The organism is Halorussus gelatinilyticus, from assembly GCF_023238445.1.
In the GTDB taxonomy this organism is placed as follows: Archaea; Halobacteriota; Halobacteria; order Halobacteriales; family Haladaptataceae; genus Halorussus; species Halorussus gelatinilyticus.
Window position 1 is genome coordinate 434,497 of the sequence record NZ_CP096658.1, and the last position, 26,822, is coordinate 461,318.

Genomic DNA, 26,822 nt, shown 5'->3' on the forward strand with positions numbered 1-26,822 from the left:
CCATGGAGGAGGCGGCACGGTCCAGAGACGGAACGCTCGGACGCGACGACCCGAGGGGCGCGTTCGCCCCCGCCGGGTCTCAGACGCTCGTTCGGACGCCCACCGACGCCGACCCGCTCGCCGCCCTCCCGACACGCGCGACCGACACGCTGCTGGTGGTTTCGGCACGCGACCACCCGAAGCGACTCGAAGCGAAGCTCGAACGCGCCGGTCACGACCCCGCGAACGCGGGCGTCGTGCCGGTCGTCCCCGCGGCCCGCGACTACGACGGCGACCTCTGGACGACAGACCCCGTGCGTCCGAACGACTTGACTGGCATCGCCATGCGGTTCTCCGACGCAATTCGCCACGTCGAACCCGGAACGGGGTGGGTCGTCCTCGACGCACTCGGCGTCCTCCTGATGTACGCCGATTCGGACCGCGTCTGCCAGTTCTTCCAGACGATGACCAACCGCGTGCGGGCCCGGGAGGTCCGGGGCGTCTACGGCGCGAACCCCGACGCTATCTCCGACGAGACCTTCGAGCGGCTCCGGTCGATGTGCGACCGCGAACACGACCTCGGATAGCGGTGGGGTTCCAGGCCCCGGCCTCAAACGGCGGCCTCAGGCCTCCAGAAGCGGTTTCAGGCGATCCCTGCGCGGGTTTCAGGGCGTCGTTTCCGGCGTGAAATGGTCACTCGTCGGCAGTGTCTATCGCTAGAGACTCGTTTCACGGGTAGACGAGTCCAGAAGCCACGGCTTCTGGACTCGTGAACGAAACGCAAATTTGGAGTGGGTTTGGGCAGATTTGGACCGGATAGAAGGCCGTGAAATAACCATATCACGCCCAAGATTGGCGATGAGGACATTCGAAACCTCCACGACAAGTTCAGTGACGACTATCTGGAAATGGAGAACTAATCCTCGAGATAGACAGGGTTAGCCGGTTAGATGCCACTATAGTAACCGTTAGAACTTTTTGCTCAGAGACTGTTGTAAGAGATAGTGAATCATCTCGACGAGATCTCCGTCGAGGAATTGCAAGACGCTCTCGACAACGTGGACGGAAAGAAGCCGACACAACGGCTCCTAGCAGCCATCGCGTACAAGAACGGTGTAACGCAGACCGAGCTAGCCGAGTGGTACGACGTTCAGCGGCGGACCATCTACAGCTGGCTCAAGCGACTCGACACCAACGAGCCGCTTGAGCAAGCCGTTTCTGACGATAAACGAACTGGGAGAAAGCGAAAACTCTCAGAATCACAGCAAGAAGAATTCGAAGAAACCGTTCACGACCCACCTGAAGAGGTCGGGATCGACGCGCCGGCGTGGACGCCGGCGCTCGTCCAGGAGTATCTCGAAGAAACGTACGGCGTCGAGTATTCAATCCCGAGCTGTCGGCGGTTGCTGAAAGAAGCGGGATTGAGTTATCAAAAACCGCGCCGTTCAGCCGCCGAATCCGACGAAGACGAGCAAGAAGCGTTCCATGACGAGCTCAAAAAAAGCGGCGGGAAATGGACGCCACCGTAGTCTGTATCGACCAGACCAAGAAATCCGTCCAAGTTGAGCCGCGTGCCGCGTGGTTTCCGCGCGGCACGCGACCCTCGGTCGAACTCTCTGGGCAACGCGACTGGACGTGTCTGCTGGGCGCAATCACCGAGGACGGTGATCGATTCTTCTCTCGATTCACCGAGTACGTCACGGCCGAACACGCGAAACATTTCATTTTAGCATTATGCAAAGAATTCGAAGAGGACTTGATCGTCGTGTTGGACGGAGCGCCATATTTTCAGGCGTCGGCCGTCACGGATCTGGCGGCCCGTGACGACCTCGCCTTTGTGACGTTACCATCGTATTCGCCGGAGCTGAACCCTGTCGAGGAATGCTGGAGACAGCTTCAAGCTGCTCTCAGTAACCGTTTCTTTGACTCGCTCGACGAGCTAACAACAGCGATTGACACCGCTCTCGACCAGCTCTCTGTCCCTAATGTGAGTAATTACTTCTAGTGCCTACTATAGTGCGACACGGATCGTCCTGTCAATTTGCTGTTCCGCCAGTTCCTTTTTGAAGCCTCTGGGTATAGTATAGCACAATGGGGGACGATTCTTCGAAAGACGTTGCGACGGGAGAGCAGTCAGGTGAAGGGGGTGTTGAGACGGAACTCTCGCGCGACATGAGCCTGTTCGACATCACCTTCATCGGCGTAGGGGCGATGATCGGAGCCGGGGTGTTCGCGCTCACCGGGTTCGCCGCTGGCCTCGCCGGGCCCGCGCTGACGCTTGCGTTCCTCCTCAACGGCTTCGTGGCGATGTTCACCGCGGTGTCGTACGCCGAACTCGGGGCGGCGTTCCCCGAAGCCGGCGGCGGCTACCTCTGGGTCAAGGAGGCGCTGGTCGACCCCAACGGCTTCTATGCGGGATGGATGAGTTGGTTCGCCCACGCGGTCGCGTGTTCGCTCTACGCAGTCACGTTTGGTGTGTTCCTCGTCGAACTCGTCGTCTATTCGACGGGACTTCCCCACGAGTTCCACTTGCTCGGGTTTATCACCCCGATCATGGCCGAGAAAGGCCTGTCGGTCCTCATGGTCGCCGCCTTCGCTTACATCAACTACCGAGGAGCAGAGGAGACCGGGAAGGCAGGCGTCATCGTGACCGGTATCAAGATCGTCATCCTCGGCGCGTTCATCGCGTTCGGCGCGTACGCGACCGTTACCGCGCCCCAGTGGACGGACAAGTTCTTCAACAGCCCGTCGTTCGCGCCGAACGGCCTGTTCGGTATCATCGGCGCGATGGGGTTCACGTACATCGCGTTCGAGGGGTACGAGATCATCGTTCAGTCCGGTGAGGAGGTCGTCGACCCCGGTTCGAACATCCCGAAGGCGGTGTTCTACTCGATGGCCATCGTCGTTCCCATCTACATCCTCGTCGCGTTCGCGTCCATCGGCGGCATCGACGTGACGCAACGTATTATCGGCCTCGCGGAAGTCAGCGGTCAGCAGAACGTCTACACGTGGGAGCTACTGGGCGAACTCGGCGAACTCGGTATCATCCGGGCCGCCGGACAGTTCATGCCTTACGGCGTCCCGCTGCTGCTGTTTGCAGGGCTGGCGGCGACGATGAGCGCGCTGAACGCGACGGTGTACTCGTCGAGTCGGGTCTCGTTCGCGATGGGCCGCGACCGCGCGCTTCCGGGTGTCTTCAACAACATCCACCCCGACAAGCGGACGCCCCACTGGGCGATTTTCATCTCGGCGATCCTGATCGCGGCGATGGCGGTCATCCTCCCGATCGAGGCGGTCGCGGCCTCCGCGGACATCATGTTCATCCTGCTGTTCGTGCAGGTCAACTGGACCGTCGTCCGGATGCGCGAGACCCACCCCGACCTGCCCCGGACGTACGAGGTGCCGTTCATGCCGTGGCCGCCGCTCATCGGCATCGTCCTCCAGATAATTCTAACGCCGTTCCTCATCTACACTCTCGGCCTTGAAGCTCTCGGCATCGGTGAGAGTAACCACGGCCTCATTGCGCTTGTGACGACCGCAGTTTGGATGGGATTGGGACTCCTAATTTACTATGGGTACTCCAAGCAACAGGAAGCCGAACAACTCGAAGAAGAAACTCCGACGCTCGTGACCGAACATACTCCATCCGAAGCGGAAGGCCAAATCGTCGTTCCCATCGCGAACCCCGAAAACGCCGCGCAACTGATGCGGACAGCGGTCGATATCGCTCGGGACAAAGACGCCGAAATTCTGGTAATGAGCGTCGTGACGGTTCCCCAGCAGACTCCGATTTCGGAGGGCCGGGAGTTCGTTACTGACGAACGAGAGGTCCTCAACGAGGCGATGGACGTCGCAGAGGATGCCGGTGTGCCGGTCAATGGTACGATCCGTATTGGTCACGATGTTGCAGAGGCGATTCTCAACACCGTCGAGCAGTACGACTGCGAGATGGTTCTGATGGGTTGGAAGGGCCAGCACAAGAGCCAGCGCCGTGACATCGTTCTCGGGAGTAACGTGGATACGGTCGCGCAGAAGGCAGATGCAGACGTCCTGGTCGAGCGAATCGGTGGAGCCGGAGACGTCGAGTCTATCTTAGTTCCCACAGCGGGCGGTCCACACGCCGATCTCGCCGCCGAGATTGCACGAGCAATCGCACGGACGACGGGGGCTGACGTTGACGTAATGCACGTCGTCGAACCAAATGCGGACGATCAGCGGCGTGAAGAAGCACAGAATACCGTTGAGTCTACTACGGCTATACTCGAAGGCGTAGATGGTACCAATACGAGTATCGTCGAGGGGGACGACATCGCCACCACAGTAGTCGAGGAATCGGACGCCTACGACCTGACAGTCGTCGGTGCCACTCGGGAAGGCTTACTCAAACAGTTCGTCTTCGGTGCCGTTCCAGAACAAATTGGGTGGGAGGCAAAGAGCACCGTGATAATGGCGAAACGCAACATCGACATCACCTCGACATTGTCTCGGTGGCTCGGACCGTAATGTGAGCCGCCGTCGTTTATAGACCGTTCTTGCTCAACATCCGGACAGGCTCTCGACAGATGTCCTCCGAATTGCAACTCTCGGAATATTCGTCTCGTTCGGAGGGTTCGTACTTCGTGTCGCTACTGGTGTGATTGTCCTTACTGCCGGTGCGGTTCACGTTCCATATCCGTGGCTTGAGGTTGCGATGTGTTCTTCAATCCGTTTTTGCGAATTGGGCATGTGATTATTGTGTCCTGATACCGAGTTGACCGTATGAACACCCCCGGCTAATCGCTTATCTCACTCTTTTGGCTATTTTTATATTCCTTATCGGATGGGGAGACCGCTTTGGCGTAACGAGTGGTTCAGCGATAGTATTCCCACATCTTGTGGGTGTCGGGGGATCTTACTTGCCCTCTTTATTTACCATTTCGTGAGGGGATACCGAGAACCATAGTTGAGAACCGTATTCGCTGGAGCCAAAACCTATCCTCCCAAACCAATTTTCCAAGGGCTAATCTACGCTCTGCATTGAACGTTGGCTCAGAACCTCCTACACGGCCACTTCACGACTGTGAAGGTCGTCGGTACTAAATATCCCATAGGTTTCCGTTGTTACGCTACACCAGAACGAATCGAGTCCTAATCACCAGAAGCCGGAAAGGGACAATACAAAAAGTCATGGAATATGACAATACCCACGGCTACCAACGAGGAATAACGTGAAGAAGTTCCCTCCGTCGCGCGGTTCACACGACCGGAGGGAGTGTAGTGGGTTTGGGCAGATTTGAACTGCCGGCCTCCTCCATGTCAAGGAGGTGTCATAACCAACTAGACCACAAACCCATTTCGGTGCGGTCTTCGTCGGACGCATTTCCTCCTTTCTCGGGGATACAATTGAACCTTTCGGATTCGGTCGCAGTCTGGCGATTCCCGCGAACGGTCGTCACGGGCGGCCCTCGCAACGACAGCATAAGCGGTAGTATGGACAGATAAAAGATTTCCTACCATGCCTGCTCATTTCTTTTCCGCATCTTTACCTATTCCCACCGGTTGCTCGACGGTGGTACGCCTGCGATACGACTCGCTGATTTGCCGACGAGAGGCTACTTCGGACCTCACCAGCGTACCGCTCCACACAGAGGCCTCTCGCTTACGGGCGCGGCGTTGCGCCGCGCCCGCAGGCATCGATTTGAGATAAGCCGAGTGCGTCCCGGAGAACCAGTTATTGCGTCTCGTGGACCGAACCACGGCGTCTCGCAGAACGAATCACCACTCCTGTCGGAGATGGCCCGACTCGCTTTCCCCGACACCTTTAAGTCTATGTACGATTGTGTTCATTGTAAGACGAAGAAGTACATTGGTGATTCCGAATGCAGGACTACATCGAACGCGTCACCGACGGCGAGAATCTCACGCTCGACGAAGCGCGCGAGGCGGCGAGTCGCGTCTTCGAGGGCGCGAGCGAGGCACAGATCGGCGCGCTCCTCGCGGCGCTCCGCGCGAAGGGCGAGACCGAGACCGAGATCGCCGGGTTCGCGCAGGGGATGCGCGACGCGGCGCGGACCATCGACCCCGACCGCTCGCCGCTGGTGGACACCTGCGGGACCGGCGGCGACGACTACGACACCATCAACGTCTCGACCACGAGCGCCATCGTCGCCAGCGGCGCGGGCGTCCCCGTCGCCAAGCACGGTAACTACTCGGTCTCCTCGTCGTCGGGGAGCGCCGACGTGCTGGAGGTCGCGGGCGTCGAAATCGACGCCGAACCCCCGGCGGTCGAGTCGGCCATCGAGGACGACGGCATCGGGTTCATGCTCGCGCCCGTCTTCCACCCCGCGATGAAGGCCGTCATCGGTCCGCGACAGGAACTGGGCATGCGGACGGTCTTCAACGTCCTCGGCCCGCTCACCAACCCCGCGGGAGCCGACGCGCAGGTCGTGGGCGTCTACGACCCCGACCTCGTGCCCGTCCTCGCGCGCTCGCTCGCCCAGATGCAGGTCGAGCGCGCGCTCGTCGTCCACGGCTCGGGCATGGACGAAATCGCGATCCACGACGAGACCACGGTCGCGGAGGTCCACGGCGACGACATCGAGGAGTACACGCTCACGCCCGCCGACCTCGGTCTCTCGCGCCACGACGTGAGCGCGGTCGCCGGCGGCACCCCCGAGGAGAACGCCGAGGACATGCGCGGTATCGTGGAGGGCGGCGTGACCGGCGCGAAGCGCGACATCATTCTCGCCAACGCCGGGGCCGCTATCTACGTCGCGGGCGAGGCGGACTCACTCGAAGACGGTGCGCAACTCGCCGCGAAGGCCATCGACGACGGCGGAGCGGCCGACAAGTTCGAGGACCTCAGGACCACCGTGACAGCATGACGCGCGTGAAAATCTGCGGGCTCACCGCTCCCGAGGACCTCCGGGTCGCCGTCGATGCGGGTGCCGACGCGGTCGGCCTGCTGGTGGACGTCCCCGTCGATTCTCCCCGAGAAATCGACGTCCAGCGCGCGGTCGAAATCGCCGACGCGGTGCCGCCGTTCGTCACCAGCGTCCTCGTCACCATGCCCGACTCCCCCGAGCGCACGGTCGAACTCGTCCGAACCGTCGAACCCGACGCCGTGCAGGTCCACGGTGACGCGAGCGTCGACGACCTCGCGTACCTGACTTCGAGCGTCGAGGCGAAGGTCATCAAGGTCGTGGACGCCGACGACCCCGAGACGGCCCGGCGCTACGACGACGTGGCCGACGCGCTCCTCGTGGACTCGGTGGACGACGAGGGCGCGGGCGGAACCGGCGAGACCCACGACTGGGACCGGACCGCCGAGGTCGTCTCGACGTTCGACTCGCCGGTCGTCCTCGCCGGCGGACTCACCCCGACCAACGTCGCCGACGCCGTGCAGACGGTCGAACCGTTCGCCGTGGACGTGGCGAGCGGCGTGGACCGCGACGAGCGAGCGGACGACGAGTCCACCGCCAGCGAGACGCCCGCACCAACCGGTCGGAAAGACCCGGATGCGGTCGCCGACTTCGTGGCGAACGCGAAACGAACCCAGTCCACGCCGACGCCATGACGCCGAGTTCCGACACGCCGACTGGCGGGGACGACGCCGGGACGCTGGAGCGCGAGCAGTTCGTGGACCTCGCGGGCCGCGACGAACCGACCGTCGTCCGCCTCGCGGTCGAACTTGACGTGGACGCGACGCCGCTGTCAGCCTACGCGGCGCTCACCGGGCGTTCGACCGATGTGGACCCCTCCGAGTACGCCTTCCTGCTCGAAAGCGCCGAGAAGACCGCGTCGAGCGACCCGGACGGCGCGTTTTCGCCGGACACCTCCGGCGACCGCCACGCTCGCTACTCGTACGTCGGCTACGACCCCGACGCAGTCGTGACGGTCGAACCCGACGACGTCGCGGTCGAGTCGCTCGGCGGCCGGGCAGCGAAGTACGTCTCCGCCGACCGCGAGGGAGACACGCTCGACACGCTCCGCGACGCCATGCCCGACGCCGAACAGCGCGGGTTCCCCGACGGGGACCGCCAGCACTTCGAGGGTGGACTCGTCGGCTTTCTGGCCTACGATGCGGTGTACGACCTCTGGCTGGACGAGGTGGGCGTCGAGCGTCCCGACTCCCGGTTCCCCGACGCGCAGTTCGTCCTGAACACCAAGACGGTCGCGTTCGACCACCTCGCCGGAACCGTCTCGCTGGTCTTCACGCCGCTCGTGGGGCCGGACGACGACGCCGGCGAAATATACGACGACCTCCGACGGGAGGCCGACCGCGTGACCGACCTCCTCGCCGCCGCCGACGCACCCAAGACCGGCGACTTCGTCCGCGAGTCGGCGACGGCCGGACCGCGCGACGAGTACGAGGAGGCGGTCCGCACCGCGAAGGAACACGTCCTCGACGGCGACATCTATCAGGGAGTCATCTCCCGGACGCGTGAACTCCGTGGCGAGGTGGACCCGCTCGGGTTCTACGCGGCGCTCCGCGACGTGAACCCGTCGCCGTACATGTACCTCCTCGGCTACGACGACCTGACCGTGGTCGGTGCGAGTCCCGAGACGCTGGTCTCGGTCCGCGGTCGCGAGGTGATGGCCAACCCCATCGCGGGCACCTGCTCGCGCGGGTCGAGTCCGGTCGAGGACCGCCGCCTCGCGGGCGAGATGCTCGCCGACGGCAAGGAGCGGGCCGAACACACCATGCTGGTGGACCTCGCGCGCAACGACGTACGCCGGGTCAGCGACCCCGGCAGCGTGCAGGTCGAAGAGTTCATGAACGTCCTCAAGTACAGCCACGTCCAGCACATCGAGAGCACCGTGACGGGGCGACTCGCCGCGGACGCCGACCCCTTCGATGCGACGCGCGCGTCGTTCCCCGCCGGAACGCTCTCGGGCGCGCCCAAGATTCGCGCGATGGAGATCATCGACGACCTCGAACTGACTCCTCGGGGTCTCTACGGCGGCGGCGTCGGCTACTACTCGTGGTCGGGCGACGCCGACTTCGCCATCGTTATTCGGACTGCGACGGTCGAGTCCGACCCGGACGCCACTCCGCGCGACCGAATTACCGTCCAAGCGGGCGCGGGCGTCGTCGCCGACAGCGAACCCGCCGCCGAGTACGACGAGACCGAGAAGAAAATGGACGGGGTGCTGACCGCCCTTGAACGCATCGAGGAGTCACCGTCGGAGACGCCGAGTACCGATACGGACGCGCCCGAGGTGGGACGATGACCGCGAGCGCGGACGGCGACGGGACTCGGCCGGAGGCCACCGACCTGCAGGTCCTCTTCGTGGACAACTTCGACTCGTTCACGTACAACCTCGTGGAGTACACGAGCGAACACGCCGACACCGAAGTCGTCCGGAACACGGCGACGATGTCGGAGGTGCGCGAGGCCGACCCCGACGCCATCGTCGTCTCGCCGGGACCGGGCCACCCGGAGAACGACCGCGACGTGGGCGTCACGCTCGACGTGTTCCGCGAGGTCAGTCCCGAGGTGCCCACGCTCGGGGTCTGTCTCGGTCTTGAAGCCGCGGTCTACGCCTACGGCGGGTCGGTCGGTCGCGCGCCCGAACCGATTCACGGCAAGGCGTTTCCGGTCTCTCACGACGGGCGCGGCGTGTACGCGGGACTGGAGCAGGGGTTCCGCGCTGGCCGCTACCACTCACTTGTGGCGACCGAAGTTCCCGACTGCTTCGAGGTCACTGCGACGACCGACCACGACGGGGAACAACTGGTGATGGGCGTGCGCCACCGGGACCATCCTATCGAATGCGTCCAGTTCCACCCCGAGAGCGTGCTGACGGCCGTCGGCCACGACGTGATTCGGAACTTCCTCGACGACATCGCGTAGACTCGTCGCTGGCGGTTCGTCGGTGACGTGATGTAGCTCAGCCTTCTCAGGGTAGTCGGACTGACGGTCACAGGTTCATCGACGCTGGTGGCTGAGTTACCACCTCCCTCGCTGTAACCGTACGAATCGTCCGAACGGAGTTCGTCTCGGCCTTGGACTTGAACGTTCGTACGCTACAGGAGGACACCTGCCGTGTAGAGTCCGCCGACGACCACGATGGCGACCAACAGGAGTTTCCACGCGACGCTCAGGAGGACGCGCCCGACCAGTACGATGGCCGCGAGCGCGACGAGTCCGACCAGTAGTTGCCCGAGCGGGTCGGCGAGCAGTCCGGAACCGAGCGGGCCAGCCGCGAGTGGGAGGTCCATACTAAAATCAACGTTCCCACCGGACCGTAAACGTATCGCCCGTTTAACATCCGCTCGTCGCACCGAACCGCTCGACGCCGCGGACGTAGGCCGTGATTACTGAAGTACAATTCCGCTGTCTGACTACTTCCGCTACGGTCTGCATACTCTTATTAGGGTCCGGACGCTACCATTGAGCGACCACCCGAGAGCCGTGAATCCGTTCCGTCTGTGTCGCCGGGACGGACGCTCGCGGCATCGTACAATTTGGAACAGAGGCATCACAGTCCAAATAAACTTGAATTAGTGAAAGAAATGCTTATTTGGGAGGCCTCAGAATGAAAGCGCCGTCACGAATGATACGAACTACGCCACTCGCAGGAGCGGGAATCGCCGGACAGAAGCCCGAGGTGACCGACGCATGAGCGGTGCGGGCGAACTGACGGCCGACGAACTCACGCTCCCCATCAAGCGGACCGAGGGCGAGACCCTCGAAGACCGACTCACCGGAAACGCCTACCACAACATCCTCCCGGCGCGCTACCTCCGGAAGAACACCGACGGGAACCTCATCGAGGAACAGGAGGACCTCTTCCCGCGCGTCGCCGAGAACATCGCGCTGGCCGAAGCCGTCTACGAGGCCGAGAAGCGCGACGCCGAAGTCACGGTCACGCCCGATCAGCTCAAGCCCGACCACCCCCGGCGCGACGAGCTCGCCGCGGAGGTCTTCGGCAAGGGGACCACGGCCGACGACGACGTCGAGACGACCCTCTCGGTCTACAACGTCAACAAATTCTCCTACGAGACGGTCGTCCCGGAACTCCCCGACGAGATTCGAGACCACGTCGAGGACGTGCGCGAGGAGTTCGAGACGCTGATGGAGGACCTGTCGTTCATGCCGAACTCGCCGACGCTGATGAACGCGGGCGACGAACTCCAGCAGCTCTCGGCCTGTTTCGTCGACTCCCCGGCCGACGACATCGACGACATCCACCAGACTGCCAAAGAGGCCGCGCAGGTCTTCCAGTCGGGCGGCGGCATGGGCTACGCGTTCTGGAAGCTCCGGCCCTACGGCGACGCCGTGGGTAGCACGGGCGGCATCGCCTCGGGTCCCATCACGTTCATGCGGACCTACGACCAGATGTGCGAGACCATCGCACAGGGCGGTGCGCGGCGCGGTGCCCAGATGGGCGTCATGCGCGTCTCTCACCCCGACGTCATCCAGTTCATCCACGCAAAGAACAAGGACGTGAGCCTCGCGGAGACCCTCCGTCTGAACGACCCCGACGACTACACCCACAACTCGTTCGAGGAGGCCCTCGAAGAGGCCCGCGAACTCATCGACGACGACGGGCGCGTGCCCAAGCACCTCCGGAACGCCGCCGAGGGCCACCTCTCGAACTTCAACATCTCGGTCGGCATCACCGACGACTTCATGGAGGCAGTGAAGAACGGCGAGGAGTTCACCTTCACGAACCCCCGGACCGAGGAGCCACACATCGCCACCGAGCACACCAAGGAACTCTACGAGATGTTCGGTCTCGGCGACCACGTCGAGGTCGGCGAGGAGCTGTCGATTCCCGCGGAACTCGTCTGGGACCGCATCGTAGACGGTGCCCACGAGAACGGCGAACCCGGCGTCATCTATCTGGAGCGAGTGAACAAGGAACACTCCTTCGATGTGGAGGAACACCCCGACCACCGGATTCTCGCCACCAACCCCTGCGGCGAACAGCCGCTCGAAGAGTACGAGGCCTGCAACCTCGGCCACATCAACCTCTCGACGCTCGCGGACACCGAGGCCCCCGACTGGCGGGTCTGGTACGACGAACACGGCGACGAGTACGACGACTTCGAGGAGGCGGTAGACGCGTTCCTCGCCGACGCGATGGCGTGGGAGGAGTTCGACCACCGCATCGAGTACGGCACTCGATTCCTCGAAAACGTCGTCACGATGTCGGACTTCCCGGTCGAGAAGATAGAGCAGAAGGTCCGGGAGATGCGGAAAATCGGTCTCGGCGTCATGGGGCTGGCCCAACTCTACATCCAACTGGGCGTCGAGTACGGTAGCGACGCCGGCAACGAAATCGCCCGCCAACTGATGCGGTACATCAACCACGAGAGCAAGTGGACCTCCCACGAACTCGCCGAGGAGCGCGGCTCCTTCGAGGAGTGGGACAACAGCAAGTACGCGAACCCCACCGAGTACCGCGAGTGGTTCGAGAAGCAGACCGGCCTGAGCGCCGACGACTGGGAGGACGGCTTCGCGGTCCGGAACCACAACACGACGACCATCGCGCCGACCGGCACCACCTCGATGGTCGGCAACACCACGGGCGGCTGTGAACCCATCTACAACGTCGCCTACTACAAGAACGTCTCCGACGACGTGCAGGGCGACGAGATGCTCGTGGAGTTCGACGACTACTTCCTCCGCGTGCTGGAGGACAACGACATCGACGTCGAGGAGGTCAAGCGCGAGGCCCAAGAGCAGATGGCCAGCAACGAGTTCGACGGCGTCGACGGATTGACTACCGTCCCGGACGCCATCGGCGAACTGTTCGTCGTCACGTCCGACCTCTCCGGGAAGGACCACGCGGCGGTCCAGTGCGCTTGTCAGGAGGGCGTGGACTCGGCCATCTCGAAGACCTGCAACTTCCCGAACGACGCGAGCAAGGACGACATGCGGGAGGTCTACGAGTACATCTACGACAACGGCGGGAAGGGCGTGACCGTCTACCGCGACGGCACCCGTTCCAAGCAGGTCCTCACCACTCGCGCGGACAACAAGGAGTTCGCCGACGAGAGCGAGGCCGCCGAGCAACTGGTCGAACAGATTCGGGAGGTCTTCGGCGGTATCGAGGGCTTCGTCGAGAGCGACGAGGTTCAGGCTCACCTCGACGAGCAGATCGAGTCCATCCTCGAAGTCGCCGACGGCGAGGACGGCGAGGGGTCCTACGCCAGCAAGCGGCCGCGGCCCGACGTCCTCCACGGCATCACCCAGCGCATCGACACCGGGTACGGCAAGCTCTACGTCAACATCAACGAGGACGAGCAGGGCCGACCCTTCGAGCTGTTCGCCAACATCGGCAACTCCGGCGGCTTCACCGCCTCCTTCACCGAGGCGCTAGCCAAGACCATCTCGACCGCGCTCCGTTCGGGCGTGGACCCCGAGGAGATCACCGACGAGCTACAGGGCATCCGGAGTCCGAAGGTCGCGTGGGACAAGGGCGAGCAGATAAACTCCATCCCGGACGCCATCGGCACCGCGATGCGCCGGTATCTCGACGGCGACGTCGAGAAGGCCTACCCCCAGCAGAAGAACCTCACCGAGGTCGAGGACGAAGTCGGGTCCGACGAGACCGCCACTCGAACCGACGCCGGTCCGGAAGCCGACGTGGGCCGCGAGACTGACGGCGGCGCGGTCGCCTCCGGCAAGGAGGCCGACCAGCAGGACATCATCGACTCGGGCGAGAGTCCGGAGTGTCCGAGCTGCGGGTCGCTGTCGCTGTACTACTCGGAAGGCTGCAAGACCTGCGAGTCCTGTGGCTGGAGCGAGTGCTGACGACGTGAATCGGCGCTGACGCCGAACCGAGACCTGCCGACTCCTTTTTTGCGGCCGAGAGCCAGAGCGATTAGGTAGGTCGGTAGCATACCCCTTCCGACCATGGATTCGATTCGAGGGGTCGAAACGCCGGAGCCGAGAGTCCGGAAGCGAGCGAGCGAACCGAATCGGACGACCCGACCCGGCCGGGAGACGCGTCGATGCGAGACGTGACGACTACGACCGCTCGCGGCCTCGCGGTCGTTCTCGCGGGACTGGCCCTCCTCGTCGTCGCGTTCACCGCGAGTTGGGCGCTCGCTCCCGACACCGAGACGGTCTCCGAGCGGGTCGAACCGAGCGACACGCTGCTGGTCGGCGTGCAGGGACCGGGGCCGAACGGCAACGTAACCGCGCTCGACGGCCGCGGCGACGTGAAGTGGTCGCTCGGCGATATCATCAGCTACCAGAACGTCCAGCGTCTCGACAACGGGTCGGTGCTGGCGACGTTCGCCGCGGGCGACTACGAGGAGTGTGGACCGTACGACCCGCCCTGCAAGCGGACGGGCGTCCGCATCATCGACCCGAACGCCAGTTCCGCGGGCGTCTCGGAACCGACCCCCGAAGTCGTCTGGGAGTGGAGCTATCCGGTCCGGACGCGCGAGGACAGCGAGGTCCACGACGCCGAGATGCTCCCTTCGGGGAACTTGCTCGTCGCCGACATGGAGTACGAGAGCATCTTCCTGTTGAATCCGAAGACGCGAGAGCGCGTCTGGACGTGGAACGCCAGCCAGCACTACGACGGCCCGGCGGACCCGACGACGACCGACTGGCTCCACCTCAACGACGTGGACCGCATCGGCGACGGCCGGTATCTCGTCTCGATTCGCAACCGGAACCAACTCCTCGTCGTCGAACGCGGGCACGGCGTCGTAGAGGTAATCAACGAGAACGGCGACCCCGACGTGCTGAACCGACAGCACAACCCCCACTGGCTCGGGGACGGCGCGGTCCTCGTCGCCGACTCGGAGAACCACCGCGCGGTCGAACTCCACGAGAACGAGACGACCGGCGAGTGGGAGGTGGCGTGGTCGGTATCGACGGTCGGCGGAATCGGTCTCGACTGGCCGCGGGACGCCGACCGGTTACCGAACGGCAACACGCTACTCACCGACAGTCGGAACAACCGCGTGGTCGAAATCGAGGAGAACGGGAGCGTGGTGGCGAGCTACGCCGTCCCGTCGCTTCCCTACGAGGCAGACCGCCTGCCGTACGGCGAGGCCCCGGCGGAGGCCGTGGCGACCTACGGCCCGAGGCGCGGCGAGGTCGGCGTCCTCGACCGCGAGGTACCGGTCCTCTCGACGCTCCTCGCGGGCGCACGCCATGTCGTCGCCCTCCCGTACTGGGTGTCGGAGGGCCACCTGCTAGTTGTCGTCGTCGCACTCGCGCTCTGGGTTCGGGGTGGCTACCTGTTGGTTCGCGGTCGGCGGTCCGACGAGTGACCGGGAGGAAAACAGTCTTGGCGCTCGCTCCCCGTCGTTCCGACATGAGCGACTCGGCGGAGGCCGGAGACGGCGGCGACGGCGAAGACGAGCGGGGCGGCCGCCCGTGTCCCATCTGCGAGACGCCGATGTACTCGCGGCACTGCAAGTACGTTTGCCCGCAACACGGCGTCATCATGGACTGCGCGGACACCTTCTACTGACAGAATCTCCGCCGTCTTCGGCGGCCGGCGTCTACTTCATCGTGACCCACGTCAGGAACGCGATGGCGACCAGTTGCAGGCCGCGAAGCACCAGCACGGCTTGCTGGACGGTCGGGTCGCCCGAGTAGAGCATCTTCATGCTGAAGAAGAAGTAGATGGCGACGACGTTCTCCGCGAGCATGACGCTCCCGAACGCGACCAGTCCGAGCAGCAGCGAGGTGCGGAACTTCCGATAGTTGCGGACCCAGACGGTCGTGAGTAGACCGAGCAGGAGGATGTTCACGACCGCGATTCCGCTGGCGAGCTGTATCGTACTCATGCTGTGGTCTCCGTCTCGGTCGGTCTGTTCCGTGTCATTCGATGTGTTCCATGATTTCCTCGAACGCTTCGCGGTGCTGTTCGAACTGGTCGGTGAGGAAGTAGAGCTTCCCGTACTCGTTGTCGCCCGGTTCGACGACGCCGTGGTCTTCGAGCATGTCGAGATGGTGGCGCACCGTCTTGTACCGCACGTCGAGCGCGTCGGCGAGTTGGTTCGCGTTACGGGGGCGCTCGGAGAGTTCGCGGATGAGCCGGGCGCGGTTCTCGCCGCCGCGCGTCGCCGTGAGAAGGTACCAGAGCGCCTTGTCCATCGCGCTGTGCCTCGGTTGTCAGCCACGACTCTTATAATTACGGCTCTACCCACTTCGAGACCCAGCCCGTCGCGCCGCTCGGGAACGGCTTGCTGTCCTCCTTCGGTTGGAGGTTCCCCTCGCCGTCGGTCGCGCGGACGACGACGTCGTGGGCGTCGGTCGCCTCGTAAGTGTGCTCCCACTGCCGCCACGCGTCCTCGGCGGCCGACTGCTCGCCGTTCTCCGACCCGCCCTCGCCGGGATTTCCGGGGAGCGGCTCCGAGAGCGTCGCTTCGTTCCACGAACTGCCGCCGTCGGTCGAGACCTCCACTTTCCGGATTCCTCGCGTGCCCGCGTAGGCGTGGCCCGCGACCTGCATCTTCGTCGCGCCGCCCGACGCCGCATCGGTCGCGTCGCCCAGTCGATTCACGGCGTGGAGTTTGGCGACGGTGTTGACCGGCCCGGTGCCGTGCCACCCGCGCTTCTCCCAGTAGCCCTTCGCTTCCTCCTCCAACACCTCGATCTTGGTGAGCCACTTGACGTTTATCTCGCCCCAGTGGCCCGGAATCAGGGCGCGAACCGGGTAGCCGTGCCCGCGCGGGAGCGGTTCGCCGTTCATCTCGAACGCGAGGAAGCCGTCTCGGAGGGCCGACAGCGGGAACTCCTCGAAGTAGTCGTCGGCCGCGCGGAGCATGACACAGCAGTTCTCGCCCAACTCGACGCCCGCCGAATCGAGCAGCTCCGTCACGGGCACGCCGGTCCAGAGCGCGGTGTCCATCTTCTTGCCGTTCAGCCCCTCGCCGACGCACCGCAACGTGACGAACCGGTGTTCGACCGACTCGGAGAGACCGGTCAGGTCCTCGTAGTCGAACTCGGTCTCCTCCTCGACCGCGCCCGTGACGCTCAGCGTCCAGTCCTCGCGCTTCGGCGTCGGGTCCACGTTGTTGACGTCTACCTGGTAGAACTGCTCGCTGACGAGCGGTTCGATGCCCTCGACGTCGAGGGACTTCTCGGCGGCCTCGTCCAGCAGCGACTGGACGCCGGCCGAGACCTCGCCGTCGGTCTCGGGCACGTCGCCGCCCTTGCCGGAACCGAGGACCGCGCCGACGCCGCCGACCGCGAACGCGCCGGCGACGGCCTGGAGGACGCGCCGCCGGGCTGACGCGTGAGCGGCGTCGGCCGCGGCGTCCGTGGTGGCCTCGTCCGCGTCGCTCGCGCCGACCGACGCGAGCGCGACCACGAGACCCGCGCCCGCACCGGCCGCGAGCGTGGAGGCGGCCGACCCCGTGAGCGCCAGCGCGACGGCGACGCAGGCCACGGGCGCGACGGCGAGTGCCGGGACCGCGAAGCGGTCGGCGAGGCGGGCGGCGACCGCGGTGGCCAGCGCGAACAGGCCGACCGTGAGCGCGAGTGCCAGCAGGAACCCGAGTTGGCTCCCGAGGCTCCCGAGAGTCTGGATGGACCACGTGACGACCGCGTCGGGCGTCGAGGCGATCACGACCTCGCTGACGGGTGCGGCGACGAACGCCGGCGTCCGACCGACCGCGGCGTACGACCCCGCGACCGCTGCGGTCCCCGCCGCGCCCGCGACGAGGGCCGACGCCAGCAGGCCCCTCGCTTCGGAACGGATACCGCCTGGGCCGATGCCGTCCGGGTCGGTTCGTGTGGTCACGGTCTCCTCCGGGCGACGTAGAGCGCCGCGACCAGCGCCACGAGCGCCGCGCCGACGCCGAATCCGGGCGTGAACGCGCTCGACCCGCTCTCGGCCGCGTCGGTGGTGTCGCTCATCGAGTCGTCACTCATCGAATCGGTGGTCTCCGACGTCGAATCGCCGGACATCGAGTCGGTAGTTTCGCCCATCGAGTCGTCGTTCATCGAATCGCCCGCGCAGGTCGTCGTCTCCGAGGCCATCGAGTCGGTGGTCTCGTTCGCCATACCGCCCATCGACTCGGTGGTCCCGTTCATCGACTCGTTGCCCATCATCGCGGTCGTCTCGCTCATCGACTCGTTTGTCATCCCCGTTTCGTCGGCCATTGCAGTCGTCTCGCTCATCATCGCGGTCGTCTCGTTCATCGACTCGTTGCCCATCATCTCGCTACTCGTCGGACCACACTCGGTCGTCGTCTCCTGCGCCGTAATCGGCGCGACGCAGACTGTCAGGACGACCACTGCCACGGTAATCGACGTTGCGAAACGCATGGCTCTATCGGCGAGAGCCGTCCTAAAAGGGATTTTTCGAACTCCGACCCCACTCCGGTCCCGGTTCGCTCCGACTCCGTTCCAAATCCGTTCCAATTCCGGTTGCGGGTCGCGGTCGTGCCGCCGCGAGACGGACCTACCGCCGGGCGCTCACGGCGCGGTAGGCCGGTCCGGCGAGGAGCGCGACCGCCACCGCACCCCCCGCGGCGAGGAGTTCCCAGTTTATCGCGGTCAGTCCCGCGGTCGAGAGGTGGTCGAGGGAACTCCCCGCGAGGACGGCCGCGGCGGTCCACGGCACTTCGCCGAGCGCGGTTCCGGCGACGAACGCGCCCGGAGAGACTCCGGACAGGCCCGCCGCGGCCGAGACTGGGTCGGAGGGCGCGGGCGCGAGTCGGGAGGCGACCATCCCGCGCAGGTCGCCGGTAGCGTCGAAGAAGCGCTCGCCCGAGTCGCCGAGGCGCGAGACGAGCCCCGACCCCCGTCCGGTTCGCGTTCCCGACCCCGCGCCGACGTAGCGCGCCGCGAGAAACGGCAGGAGCGCACTCGCAGTCGTCCCCGCGAGCGCGACCGGGAATCCCCAGACCGGGCCGTAGGCGTACCCCGCGAGAATCGCGACGAGCGTCGTCGGCCACGCGAACAGCGGACGGACGAGGTAGACGCCGACCAGCAGCGCGCCGAAGACGACCGGCCGGTCGGCGAGGTTCCGCGCGACCGCGAAGAGGTGGTCCGGTCCCGCGAGCAGGCTTCCGGCTACGACGACCGCGAGAACGGCGAGTCCGACGGCTTGGCGGCGCGCGAAGTCGGCCATCGCTCCGTGGGTTTCCGTTCGGTCGGTATCCTCTTTTTGGGTTGGACTCGGGTGGCTCCGAGCCGGGGAGAGAAAAGTGAAATCGCCGCCGAGCGACGCCTCGCGCAAGGTTTAATCCGCCTCGCGGGTGAATCGGAAGTGATGGCCGACGACGAGGCATCGGAGCGAGCGGACGCCGCGGACGGGAACGCGGCGAGCGACGACGCCGACCCCGTGGCGGTCGGCGTCGAACTCCTCTCGAAACTCGAAGACCCCGAACTCTCGGTTGCGGAGGCGGTAGACCGCATCGAGACCGTCACCACCCACCCCGCGACGACGCGGAAGATTCTGGACGAAGCCGAGAAGCGCGGAGTCATCGAGCGCGAGAACGGCATCGTCACGACTACGGGTGGCGGCTACGTCAGTTTCCAGAGCGAAATCGTCACGAAGGAGGGGGAGTTCTCCTGTCGACGCTGCGGCGCGAGCATCTCGACCGGCTACTTCATCGACCTCGACGCGGGAGAACACGGCGCGTTCGGCCCGGAGTGCATCCGAAAGGTCACCGGCCGAGACTGAGAATTTCGTCGAAATCGGTCGGCGAGAAGCCGACTTACCGACCGCGACTCAGCTCTTCGATGAGCTGCTGGAGCGTGCGCTGTTGCTCGGCGAGTAGTTCGTTCTGGCGCTCGACGGCCTCCGTCAGTGCCGCCAATTGCTCCTCGGTCGTGTCCCGCTCCAGTTCCGAACTCGCCGGCTCGAAGCCCGAGTCGGCGAACCCGCTCGATTCGGCGCTCTCGGCGGTCGCGTCCGCGGGTTCGCCGTCCGTCACCGTGGCCGCCGCGCTGGCGTCGGCGGTGTCGGCGGCTTCGTCGGTCTCCGCGAGGGTAGCGCCGGTCGGCTGGTCGGCGGCGTCCGTCTCGCCGCCGGCGTCGGCGTCGGCGGGTCCGTCCGGTTGCTCTGCGCCAGCGCCCGCTTCTACGCCCGCGCTCGGTTCCGCGTCCGCGCTCGTCTCTGCGCCCGCACCTGCCTCCGTCCCCGCGCTCGCCTCCGCGGCGCGCGCGGCGGCCTCGCTCGCTTCGGCCGCGGTGACGTCCTCGTCGGGCCGGTCGGCGGTCGTCACGCTCGCGTCGTCTTCGATGATAGCGCCGTCGTCGTCCAGTTCCGGCGGGTTGGCGTCGATGGGGTCCACGCCGCCGCCTGCCAGCGGGTCGGCCTCGCTCTCGGCCGCGTCGTCGCCGTCGTCCGCGGCGGCTTTCTCGGTCTCGGCCTGCTTCTCGGGGTCGGCGTGCTCGCGGGCGAACTCGTCGTAGGAACTCATCCCGTGGTAGTCCAGCAGCGCGCGCTCGATGCGCTCGCGGACCTCGCGGGTCTGGTCGCTCGGCGTCTTGATGCGCTGCGGTCGGCCCTCGCTCTCGATGATAATCTGGGAGGAGACGTTCCCCTCCTCCACGTCGAGGGCGGTCACGTCGTCGAAGTAGAACTCCTCGTAGTCCTCGTCCCAGACCGCCGCGCCGACGTGCTTGACCACGCGCTCGCTGGTGATGACCAAGGTAAGTTCGCTGAACTGGTAGGTCTGCTTGACCGTCTCGTCGGGACCGGTCACGTCAGCGGCGTTCAGCACGCCCGCCAGCACGGGGTGGAGCGCCTCGTAGAGGCGGTTACTCGGGATTTTGAACTTCTCCTCGCCGTCGATACCGTAGTCGAGACTGATGGACGACTTGCGCCGCCCTTCGGAGATTTCGATACGTTCGGCTTCGTGGGGGTACTCCTCGACGGACTCGTCGCTCAGGAGTCCGTCCGCGCGGTAGATGAGGGTCCGCGTTCGAGTCACGTAGAGACCGTCCTCACCGCCGAGAGCGACCTGCGCCGCGACCTGTTCGCCGTCGAGCCGGGACTGTACGATTCCGGGAACGCTCATGAACAGGTATGATTAGCCCCCCGGCTTAAATCCGCCGGGTAAGTGCCGCGGTATTTTTCATCCGAAAGGATGACGGGAAGGAACCTCCGAGAGTCTTCGAGCGACGATGTCCCCCTGTTCGGTTCCAAAACCACCGTGCCTCGCCGTCCCGAACCCGAGTGAGATGAGAACTTTAAAGAGTAACACCCCCCTACGCAGAACTGAGCCCGGGTGGCTTAGCTGGACATAGCGCCGCACTCATAGGGTTACTGAGATTCGGTGCTCAGGCCTTGGAAGCCTCCCATGCCCGAGAGGCCCGCCGAGCCTCGTACCTGGGTCATGCGGAGATCGAGGGTTCGGAGCCCTCCCCGGGCACTTCTGAGATTCTGTAATTCCTTCGTTCACTCGCCGATTTTCCGCAACGCTTTCTACCGGTTGGTCAGCATTCGGTTCTCTCGTCGTTCGCTGTGACATGTCGCTGCTATGGTCATCACTCTGTAGCAGTCGGGAGTATCAGCAAAAGCGTATCCCGAACCGCTCGCTCTCCTCGTTTACTCAGCGGACGTAATCGACGCCGTAGACGTTCAGCTTCCCCTTTCCGCCGGAGAGTTGCAGGCTTCGAGGGAGGTCGTCCAGCAGTACGACGCCGCTTTCGAGGACCGTCGCGGACGGACGACTGGTCACCGTGACGGTCGCGGTCGTCTTGAAGAACGTCCCCTTTTCCCTCGCTTGCTTCGGACCGTGAACCAACAGGGTTCCGGACCCGACGCCCTGGAACACGGACCAGTTGCTCCCCGTTTCCTTCTTCATACCCGTCGGGTGATCGGTCTGTCGAGACAGGAACTCCGCCATCGCTCCGCTCTGCTTCGTCACGTAGTCGTATCGCTGGTTGTTACCTACGTTATTGACGCTGCAATTTAGCCCGCCATCCACGCTGAAATTCACCTCGTAGGCGTCGAACTTCGGAAGTTTCCCCGAATCGTAGTCGATGTCGTTCCCCGAGACGGTGTCGAGGAGTTTCCGCCGCGTGCTACCCGAGTCGGTCGTCTGCCCGAACTCGCCGGTCGTCACCGAGTCGAAAGAGGGCGACTTCCCGGACGTGGCGAGTTTCTTCCACTCGGACCCGTCGCCGAGGTACTCGGCTTCCGTGTCCGTGGCGAGGAACTTCGCGCCCGCTTTCGGGGTGTACTTCGAGCGGTTGGCCTCCTCGTCGCGGATTTCGACGTCGCCGTCTATCTTCTCGAAATTCTCGTTGAGCGGTACGTGCCAGTCCGTCGCGCCTTCCTCGGGCGTGTTGTAGTCGTGATAGTCCGTCATGGTTAGCCTCCGTAGCCGAGCGCTCCGTATCGCTGTTCGCCGTACTCGTCCACCTGTTCGGTCGTCTCGTCCGGCGACTCGCTCGTCGTCGCCGTCCCGGCCGTTGTTACCGTGCCGACCGTCGCCGCCGTCGTCGCCACGGTCATCCCGCCGTACCCGTGCGTCGTCTCGGTCGTCTGGGAAGTCGCTCCGTCTCCCTCCCGACTGTTACAACCCGCTAGAAATCCGACGCAGGCGGTCGTCAGGAACGCTCGTCGTCGCATGCGACGTACCTCTCGGCAGTCCGTGAAAAGTATTTTGAATGACCTATCTGGAGGCGGGGAAGTCTACGTTCAGTTCGCGTCGAGTTCCGAGGCTTCTACGTCTCCGTCGAGGTACCGCTCACCGAGCGAACTGATGGTATAGATGTCGCTTCCGAGGTGTTCGACCAGTCCGTAGGCGGCCAGCGTCCGACAGCGGTCGGCGACCTGCTCGCGGGTGAGCGGCAACTGCGCGGCGACGGCACTGAACGTGTCCTTGCGCTCGGCTCGGAGCAGGGCGAGCAGGTGTTCGTCCTCCGGACGCATCCAGTCCGCTCGCTCGCTCATACTCGTTAGTTGCCCGCGCTCGCCCTTCACCTTTTATCGCCGTCGCGGATTCGGGACCGACCGGCGAGCGACCGGTAGGTGGTCGAACGCCAACGCTTACCAGTAGCCTAACTGGTAGTGAACCGACGCCCAATCTCGGCCCGAGTGGACCGTCGGCACCGTCTGTTCGACCGCAGGCAACGCCTGATTACCCTCCGTCGGTCGCCGGTATGCCCACATTTCTAAATGGAAGTTATCGGGGAGAAAATCGTTTAGATTCGGTTTTAAATTTTATAGAGCTTTCAGAGGCTGTTTTGAAAGGTACCCTTCGAGCGCGTTTTTCGATGAACTATTCTGAAATCGCACTAACGCTCGTCGCGTTATATGACCCTCCCAGTGTAAGGAGTTGTTGAGGTCGAGACGTCCCCATGACCGAATCCACCCTCCAGAACGAAAGCAACTCGACTATCGGCTCCCCTGCGGAGGCCGGTGAAGGAACCGCCGGGCGCACCAGACTCGCGGGCCTATACGACCGGTATCAGGAGCACACGCTCACCACGCCGTTCGAGGTCGTCGGCTTCTGGTCTGCCATCGCCCTGCCGTTCCTCTACGTGCCCCTCCTGTTCAACGGCATCTCATCGCAGGGCGAACTGCTCACCTTCGTCGGCCTGCTGGCGCTGAACTTCGCGGCCCTCCTCGCGGGACACAGCCACAAGCAGGACTAACTTCGGCCCTCCATAGTTTCGTCTCGCTCCGGCTCGTCTCCCGTCGATTCGTCTCCCGCCGCCTCGCCCTCCACTGTTTCACTCCTACTCCGCTTCGACCGAAAGAACGAGTTTAACCGCTCGCTCGGAAAACATCGGAACATGGAACTCGATACGGTGTCGCTCGGTCCGACTGGTACGACGGTTAGCGAAATCGCGTTCGGGACGTGGCGCTTCGGCCGAGAGAACGACGACGGCGAGGTCGAAATCGGCGAGCGGCGCGCTCACCGACTCCTCGACGCCTACGCCGACGCCGGCGGGAACTTCATCGACACCGCCGACATGTACGGCGACGGCCGGAGCGAGGAGTACATTGGCGACTGGCTGGCCGACCGCGAGCGCGAGGACTACGTAATCGCCTCGAAGATCTACTGGCCGACCCGCGACGGCCCGAACGGACAGGGACTCTCGCGTAAGCACCTCCGGAACAACATCGACGAGATTCTGGAACGGCTCGGGACCGACTACGTGGACCTGCTGTACATCCACCGGTGGGACGACGAGACGCCCGCCGAGGAGTTCGTGCGCACGCTGGACGAGTTCGTCCGCGACGGAAAGGTCAACTACCTCGGAGCCTCGACGCTCGAACCCAACGCGTGGAAGGTCGCCAAGGCCAACGAACTGGCGGACAAGCGCGGCTACGAACCGTTCAAACTCGCCCAGCCCCGATACAACCTCGCCAACCGGGAGATAGAGGGCAACTACCTCGAAATGTGCGCCGACTACGACATCAGCGTCGTACCGTGGAGTCCGCTCGCCGGCGGGTTCCTGACCGGCAAGTACACTCGCGGCGAGGAACCGCCGGCGGGAACCCGCGGTGCGACCGACCAGCAGTTCCGCGACTCGTATCTCACCGACGAGAACTTCGACGCGCTGGAGGCGGTCGAAGCCATCGCCGAGGAGGTCGGCGCGAGTCCGGCGCAGGTCAGCCTCGCGTGGTTGACCGACCACGAGCAGGTCACGGCACCCATCGTCGGCGCGCGCACGGTCGAACAACTAGAAGAGAACCTCGCGGCCGCGGAGATCAACCTCTCGGCCGAGCAGTTCCAGCGACTCGCCGAGGCGAAGTAGACCACTCTCCTCGCGTACTCAGCGTCTTCGGAGGTAGAGTGGCACCAACAGCGCGAGTCCGAGGACCGAGACCGCCGGATGTGAAAGCAACTCCACGTCGAAGAAGTAGAGTGCGCTGTTCGCGGCCACGACGATCAGTCCGACGGCGAACAGCACTCTCGCGGCCCGTGACCGGAGTCGCTCCGACCGGTCTCCGGTCTCGGATCGCTCGGGCGCGAACCCGGTGAACTCGTTGCCCCGTTCGGTCATCTGTCGGTGGTGTTCGGCGGGCCCTCAAAGTCCTTCTGGTCGGGCGGCAGTGGACGACGCCTCCCGAGCGTCAGCGCCGGGTCACGACGCCCCGGAGTTTCGGGAGTTCGCGGGCCAGCGCCTCGCGCTTCACCAGACAGAACCCCGCGAAGATGACGAGGAAGCCCGCGACGGTCGTGAGGTCGATGACCTCGTCGAGGAACCACCAGCCGGAGAGCGCCGCGAAGACGGGTGCGACGTACGAGACGAGGTTGATTTCGATGGGACCGAGCCGCTCCAGCAGGTCGAAGTAGACCAGAAATCCGAGCGCGCTCGCCGCGATGGAGAGGTACGCCATCGCCCAGATCGCTTCGGGCGTCCACTGCACCGCGGCGAGCGACTCGCTCGGGCGGGCGACGCTGACGGCGTGCATCAGGAGTGCGCCCAGCACCATCGACCACGCTTCCATCGTCTCGATGGGGAGTTCGGCGTCGATGCGGCGGGTCAGGACGCTCCCCAAAGCGAACGACGCGGCCGCGGCCAGCACCAACGCTTGTCCGACGACGCCCGAGGTCACGAGGTTGTTCGGGTTCGGGTCGCTCAGGACGACGACGCCGACGAGTCCCAGCAGGAGGCCCGCGATACCCGCGGGGGTCAGGCGCTCGCTCGGGAGAAAGAGGCGCGCACAGCCGGTCGTCAGGACGGGGTTCAGGCTGATGATGACCGCGGCGACGGCGCTGGTCGTGTACTGCTCGCCGACGAACAGGAACGCGTGGTAGCCCGCTATCATCAGGGTCGCGCCGACCGCGACCAACTGCCACTCGCCGCGGGTTCTGGGCCGCCAGCGGTCGGTCGCGTAGACCGCGTAGGCCAGCATCAGCACGCCCGCGATGTCGTAGCGAATCGCGGCGAAGAGGACGGGCGGAAAGTAGTCGAGGCCGGCCTTGATGGCCATGAACGCCGACCCCCAGACCGCGGCCAGCGCGACGAACAACGCGACGTTCCGGTATCTGCTCACGGTGGAACTGGCGTCCCCCGGAGCCTGAACGTTTCGATGGGTGTCGGGGCTTGCCGGTTACAGTCCCGACTCTGCTTTCGCGCGCCGCTCGTCGCGGACCGCTCGAAGCACGTCTTGGCGGGCCACGATGCCGAGGAGCTTGCCGTCCTCGTCCACGACCGGCAGGCGGTTGATGTCCCGCTCGTCGTCGGCCAGCAGGTCGAGGATGCGGTCGAAGTCGGCGTCCGGCCCGACGGTCACCACGTCCTCGGTCATGACCGTCCGAACGGGCTTACCCGCGTGCTTCAACAGGTCGAGTTCCGTGTCGAGGTCGTCCCACGAGAGGTCGATGGCGTACTCCAGCGTCTCCAGAAACGGCGGGAAGCCGACCGGAATCCAGAGCGTCCGGTCGCTCGGCTGGAAGATGTGGACGAGGTCGTGTTGCGTGACGATGCCGACCACGCGGTCGTCGTCGTCCACGACGGGGAAGCCGTTGAAGTCCGCCCGTGCGAGGCGCGTCAGCACGTCACTGATATCGTCGTCTTCGTGGACAGTCTCGACCTCGTCGGTCATCAGGTCGCTGGCGTTCATGCGGGAAACTGCGTCGCGGCGGGCCGTATCGTTTCCGGTTGCGCGACAGGTCCGGCATTCCGACCGCCGGACGGTGACGCGAACGGTGACGGATGGAGATAGATGTAGGCCAGTCTACCGGCTAAATAGATACTTTTAGGAACGATATATTCATGTTACTTCGGAGCGGCCGACTCGCCTTCATCCGCGAGGGTGGTGTGGAAAGGCGTACCGAATCGGACGAACGTTGAAATACGACGGCGGGACCAACTCGGCGCGTGCCCCGCTTCCGCCGCCGCCCCAGCTCCCGTTACTGTCGCATCGACCGCCGCCCCCACTTCCGTCGCCGACTCGCCCGCGCCGTCCTCGGTCCGCTCGCTCGTCTACTCCCCTCTCGCCCGTATCGTACT

The 26,822-nt window shown here is 64.6% G+C and carries 26 protein-coding genes and 2 tRNA genes; 14 read left to right on the forward strand and 14 right to left on the reverse strand.

Annotated features, from left to right (window positions below):
- Positions 1-2 precede the first annotated feature (2 nt).
- The 3 genes from M0R88_RS02255 to M0R88_RS02265 all read left to right on the forward strand — a co-directional run bounded on the left by M0R88_RS02255 (position 3) and on the right by M0R88_RS02265 (position 4,482).
- Complete coding sequence (locus M0R88_RS02255; protein ID WP_248655343.1) at positions 3-566, forward strand: DUF7504 family protein; 564 nt, start codon at positions 3-5, stop codon at positions 564-566.
- 417 nt (positions 567-983) lie between these two features.
- A protein-coding gene (locus tag M0R88_RS02260) for an IS630 family transposase (RefSeq protein WP_248655344.1) occupies positions 984-1,984 on the forward strand; the annotation gives its coding sequence in 2 pieces (ribosomal slippage) (positions 984-1,476 and positions 1,476-1,984; 1,002 coding nt in all).
- Between the two features lie 86 nt (positions 1,985-2,070).
- Entirely contained in the window at positions 2,071-4,482 is a 2,412-nt protein-coding gene (locus tag M0R88_RS02265; protein ID WP_248655345.1) for an amino acid permease, read from the forward strand.
- A 754-nt stretch (positions 4,483-5,236) separates the two neighbouring features.
- Here the strand turns inward: M0R88_RS02265 and M0R88_RS02270 are convergent.
- A tRNA-Val gene (locus M0R88_RS02270) sits at positions 5,237-5,310 on the reverse strand.
- Positions 5,311-5,837: 527 nt separating this feature from the next.
- Here M0R88_RS02270 and trpD point away from each other — a divergent pair.
- Genes trpD through trpG form a run of 4 tightly spaced genes read left to right on the forward strand, consistent with a single transcriptional unit; the run spans position 5,838 to position 9,815 of the window.
- Positions 5,838-6,842 (forward strand): anthranilate phosphoribosyltransferase, encoded by a 1,005-nt coding sequence (trpD, locus tag M0R88_RS02275; RefSeq protein ID WP_248655346.1) that lies wholly within the window; start codon positions 5,838-5,840, stop codon positions 6,840-6,842.
- Entirely contained in the window at positions 6,839-7,534 is a 696-nt protein-coding gene (locus M0R88_RS02280) for a phosphoribosylanthranilate isomerase (protein WP_248655347.1), read from the forward strand. Before trpD ends, M0R88_RS02280 begins: the two co-directional genes overlap by 4 nt.
- A complete protein-coding gene (gene trpE / locus M0R88_RS02285; RefSeq protein ID WP_248655348.1) occupies positions 7,531-9,192 on the forward strand; it encodes an anthranilate synthase component I in 1,662 nt (553 codons plus the stop codon). The genes M0R88_RS02280 and trpE overlap by 4 nt, the downstream gene beginning before the upstream one ends.
- Entirely contained in the window at positions 9,189-9,815 is a 627-nt protein-coding gene (trpG, locus tag M0R88_RS02290) for an anthranilate synthase component II (RefSeq protein ID WP_248655349.1), read from the forward strand. The genes trpE and trpG overlap by 4 nt, the downstream gene beginning before the upstream one ends.
- A 173-nt stretch (positions 9,816-9,988) precedes the next feature.
- On the opposite strand, the gene M0R88_RS02295 is transcribed toward trpG, so the two are convergent.
- The gene (locus M0R88_RS02295; RefSeq protein ID WP_248655350.1) at positions 9,989-10,183 is read right to left on the reverse strand and encodes a DUF8029 family protein; all 195 of its coding nucleotides are present in this window, start codon (positions 10,181-10,183) and stop codon (positions 9,989-9,991) included.
- A 400-nt stretch (positions 10,184-10,583) separates the two neighbouring features.
- Between M0R88_RS02295 and M0R88_RS02300 the strand changes: the two genes are divergently transcribed.
- The 3 genes from M0R88_RS02300 (at position 10,584) to M0R88_RS18720 (ending at position 15,408) form a co-directional block, all read left to right on the forward strand.
- Positions 10,584-13,727 carry an adenosylcobalamin-dependent ribonucleoside-diphosphate reductase gene (locus M0R88_RS02300; RefSeq protein WP_248655351.1) on the forward strand — a complete coding sequence of 1,048 codons (3,144 nt, stop codon included), beginning with the start codon at positions 10,584-10,586 and terminating at the stop codon, positions 13,725-13,727.
- A 200-nt stretch (positions 13,728-13,927) separates the two neighbouring features.
- Positions 13,928-15,205, forward strand: coding sequence for an aryl-sulfate sulfotransferase (locus M0R88_RS02305; protein WP_248655352.1), 1,278 nt, complete (start codon positions 13,928-13,930; stop codon positions 15,203-15,205).
- 44 nt (positions 15,206-15,249) lie between these two features.
- A complete protein-coding gene (locus M0R88_RS18720; protein ID WP_248656768.1) occupies positions 15,250-15,408 on the forward strand; it encodes an HVO_2523 family zinc finger protein in 159 nt (52 codons plus the stop codon).
- Between the two features lie 31 nt (positions 15,409-15,439).
- On the opposite strand, the gene M0R88_RS02315 is transcribed toward M0R88_RS18720, so the two are convergent.
- The 5 genes from M0R88_RS02315 to M0R88_RS02335 form a co-directional block, all read right to left on the reverse strand.
- Positions 15,440-15,727: a DUF8036 family membrane protein gene (locus M0R88_RS02315; protein WP_248655353.1), complete on the reverse strand. Its 288-nt coding sequence runs from the start codon at positions 15,725-15,727 to the stop codon at positions 15,440-15,442.
- A 34-nt stretch (positions 15,728-15,761) separates the two neighbouring features.
- The gene (locus tag M0R88_RS02320; RefSeq protein ID WP_248655354.1) at positions 15,762-16,037 is read right to left on the reverse strand and encodes an ArsR/SmtB family transcription factor; all 276 of its coding nucleotides are present in this window, start codon (positions 16,035-16,037) and stop codon (positions 15,762-15,764) included.
- A gap of 37 nt (positions 16,038-16,074) precedes the next feature.
- Positions 16,075-17,688: a molybdopterin-dependent oxidoreductase gene (locus tag M0R88_RS02325; protein ID WP_438267196.1), complete on the reverse strand. Its 1,614-nt coding sequence runs from the start codon at positions 17,686-17,688 to the stop codon at positions 16,075-16,077.
- Positions 17,685-18,215, reverse strand: coding sequence for a PGF-CTERM sorting domain-containing protein (locus M0R88_RS02330; RefSeq protein WP_248655355.1), 531 nt, complete (start codon positions 18,213-18,215; stop codon positions 17,685-17,687). The genes M0R88_RS02325 and M0R88_RS02330 overlap by 4 nt, the downstream gene beginning before the upstream one ends.
- 136 nt (positions 18,216-18,351) lie before the next feature.
- On the reverse strand, positions 18,352-19,023 hold the full coding sequence (locus M0R88_RS02335; protein WP_248655356.1) for a TVP38/TMEM64 family protein: 672 nt from the start codon (positions 19,021-19,023) through the stop codon (positions 18,352-18,354).
- A gap of 141 nt (positions 19,024-19,164) precedes the next feature.
- On the opposite strand from M0R88_RS02335, the gene M0R88_RS02340 reads away from it, so the two are divergent.
- Complete coding sequence (locus M0R88_RS02340) at positions 19,165-19,578, forward strand: DUF5830 family protein (RefSeq protein ID WP_248655357.1); 414 nt, start codon at positions 19,165-19,167, stop codon at positions 19,576-19,578.
- A 34-nt stretch (positions 19,579-19,612) separates the two neighbouring features.
- Here M0R88_RS02340 and M0R88_RS02345 read toward each other — a convergent pair whose 3' ends face one another.
- The gene (locus tag M0R88_RS02345; protein WP_248655358.1) at positions 19,613-20,920 is read right to left on the reverse strand and encodes a DUF7115 domain-containing protein; all 1,308 of its coding nucleotides are present in this window, start codon (positions 20,918-20,920) and stop codon (positions 19,613-19,615) included.
- Positions 20,921-21,124: 204 nt separating this feature from the next.
- On the opposite strand from M0R88_RS02345, the gene M0R88_RS02350 reads away from it, so the two are divergent.
- Positions 21,125-21,274, forward strand: a tRNA-Met gene (locus M0R88_RS02350).
- A 180-nt stretch (positions 21,275-21,454) separates the two neighbouring features.
- Here the strand turns inward: M0R88_RS02350 and M0R88_RS02355 are convergent.
- The 3 genes from M0R88_RS02355 to M0R88_RS02365 all read right to left on the reverse strand — a co-directional run bounded on the left by M0R88_RS02355 (position 21,455) and on the right by M0R88_RS02365 (position 22,803).
- Positions 21,455-22,216 carry a hypothetical protein gene (locus tag M0R88_RS02355; RefSeq protein ID WP_248655359.1) on the reverse strand — a complete coding sequence of 254 codons (762 nt, stop codon included), beginning with the start codon at positions 22,214-22,216 and terminating at the stop codon, positions 21,455-21,457.
- A gap of 2 nt (positions 22,217-22,218) precedes the next feature.
- Complete coding sequence (locus tag M0R88_RS02360) at positions 22,219-22,479, reverse strand: hypothetical protein (protein ID WP_248655360.1); 261 nt, start codon at positions 22,477-22,479, stop codon at positions 22,219-22,221.
- 69 nt (positions 22,480-22,548) lie between these two features.
- On the reverse strand, positions 22,549-22,803 hold the full coding sequence (locus M0R88_RS02365) for a winged helix-turn-helix domain-containing protein (protein ID WP_248655361.1): 255 nt from the start codon (positions 22,801-22,803) through the stop codon (positions 22,549-22,551).
- Between the two features lie 407 nt (positions 22,804-23,210).
- Between M0R88_RS02365 and M0R88_RS02370 the strand changes: the two genes are divergently transcribed.
- Both M0R88_RS02370 and M0R88_RS02375 read left to right on the forward strand, forming a co-directional pair.
- Positions 23,211-23,507: a DUF8028 family protein gene (locus tag M0R88_RS02370; RefSeq protein ID WP_248655362.1), complete on the forward strand. Its 297-nt coding sequence runs from the start codon at positions 23,211-23,213 to the stop codon at positions 23,505-23,507.
- A gap of 141 nt (positions 23,508-23,648) precedes the next feature.
- On the forward strand, positions 23,649-24,617 hold the full coding sequence (locus M0R88_RS02375; RefSeq protein ID WP_248655363.1) for an aldo/keto reductase: 969 nt from the start codon (positions 23,649-23,651) through the stop codon (positions 24,615-24,617).
- Between the two features lie 18 nt (positions 24,618-24,635).
- On the opposite strand, the gene M0R88_RS02380 is transcribed toward M0R88_RS02375, so the two are convergent.
- From M0R88_RS02380 to M0R88_RS02390, 3 genes are all read right to left on the reverse strand, one after another.
- Positions 24,636-24,866, reverse strand: coding sequence for a hypothetical protein (locus tag M0R88_RS02380; protein WP_248655364.1), 231 nt, complete (start codon positions 24,864-24,866; stop codon positions 24,636-24,638).
- Positions 24,867-24,936: 70 nt separating this feature from the next.
- Positions 24,937-25,863, reverse strand: a complete 927-nt coding sequence (locus tag M0R88_RS02385) for a DMT family transporter (protein ID WP_248655365.1) — start codon at positions 25,861-25,863, stop codon at positions 24,937-24,939.
- A 57-nt stretch (positions 25,864-25,920) separates the two neighbouring features.
- The gene (locus M0R88_RS02390) at positions 25,921-26,433 is read right to left on the reverse strand and encodes a CBS domain-containing protein (protein ID WP_248655366.1); all 513 of its coding nucleotides are present in this window, start codon (positions 26,431-26,433) and stop codon (positions 25,921-25,923) included.
- Positions 26,434-26,822 lie beyond the last annotated feature (389 nt).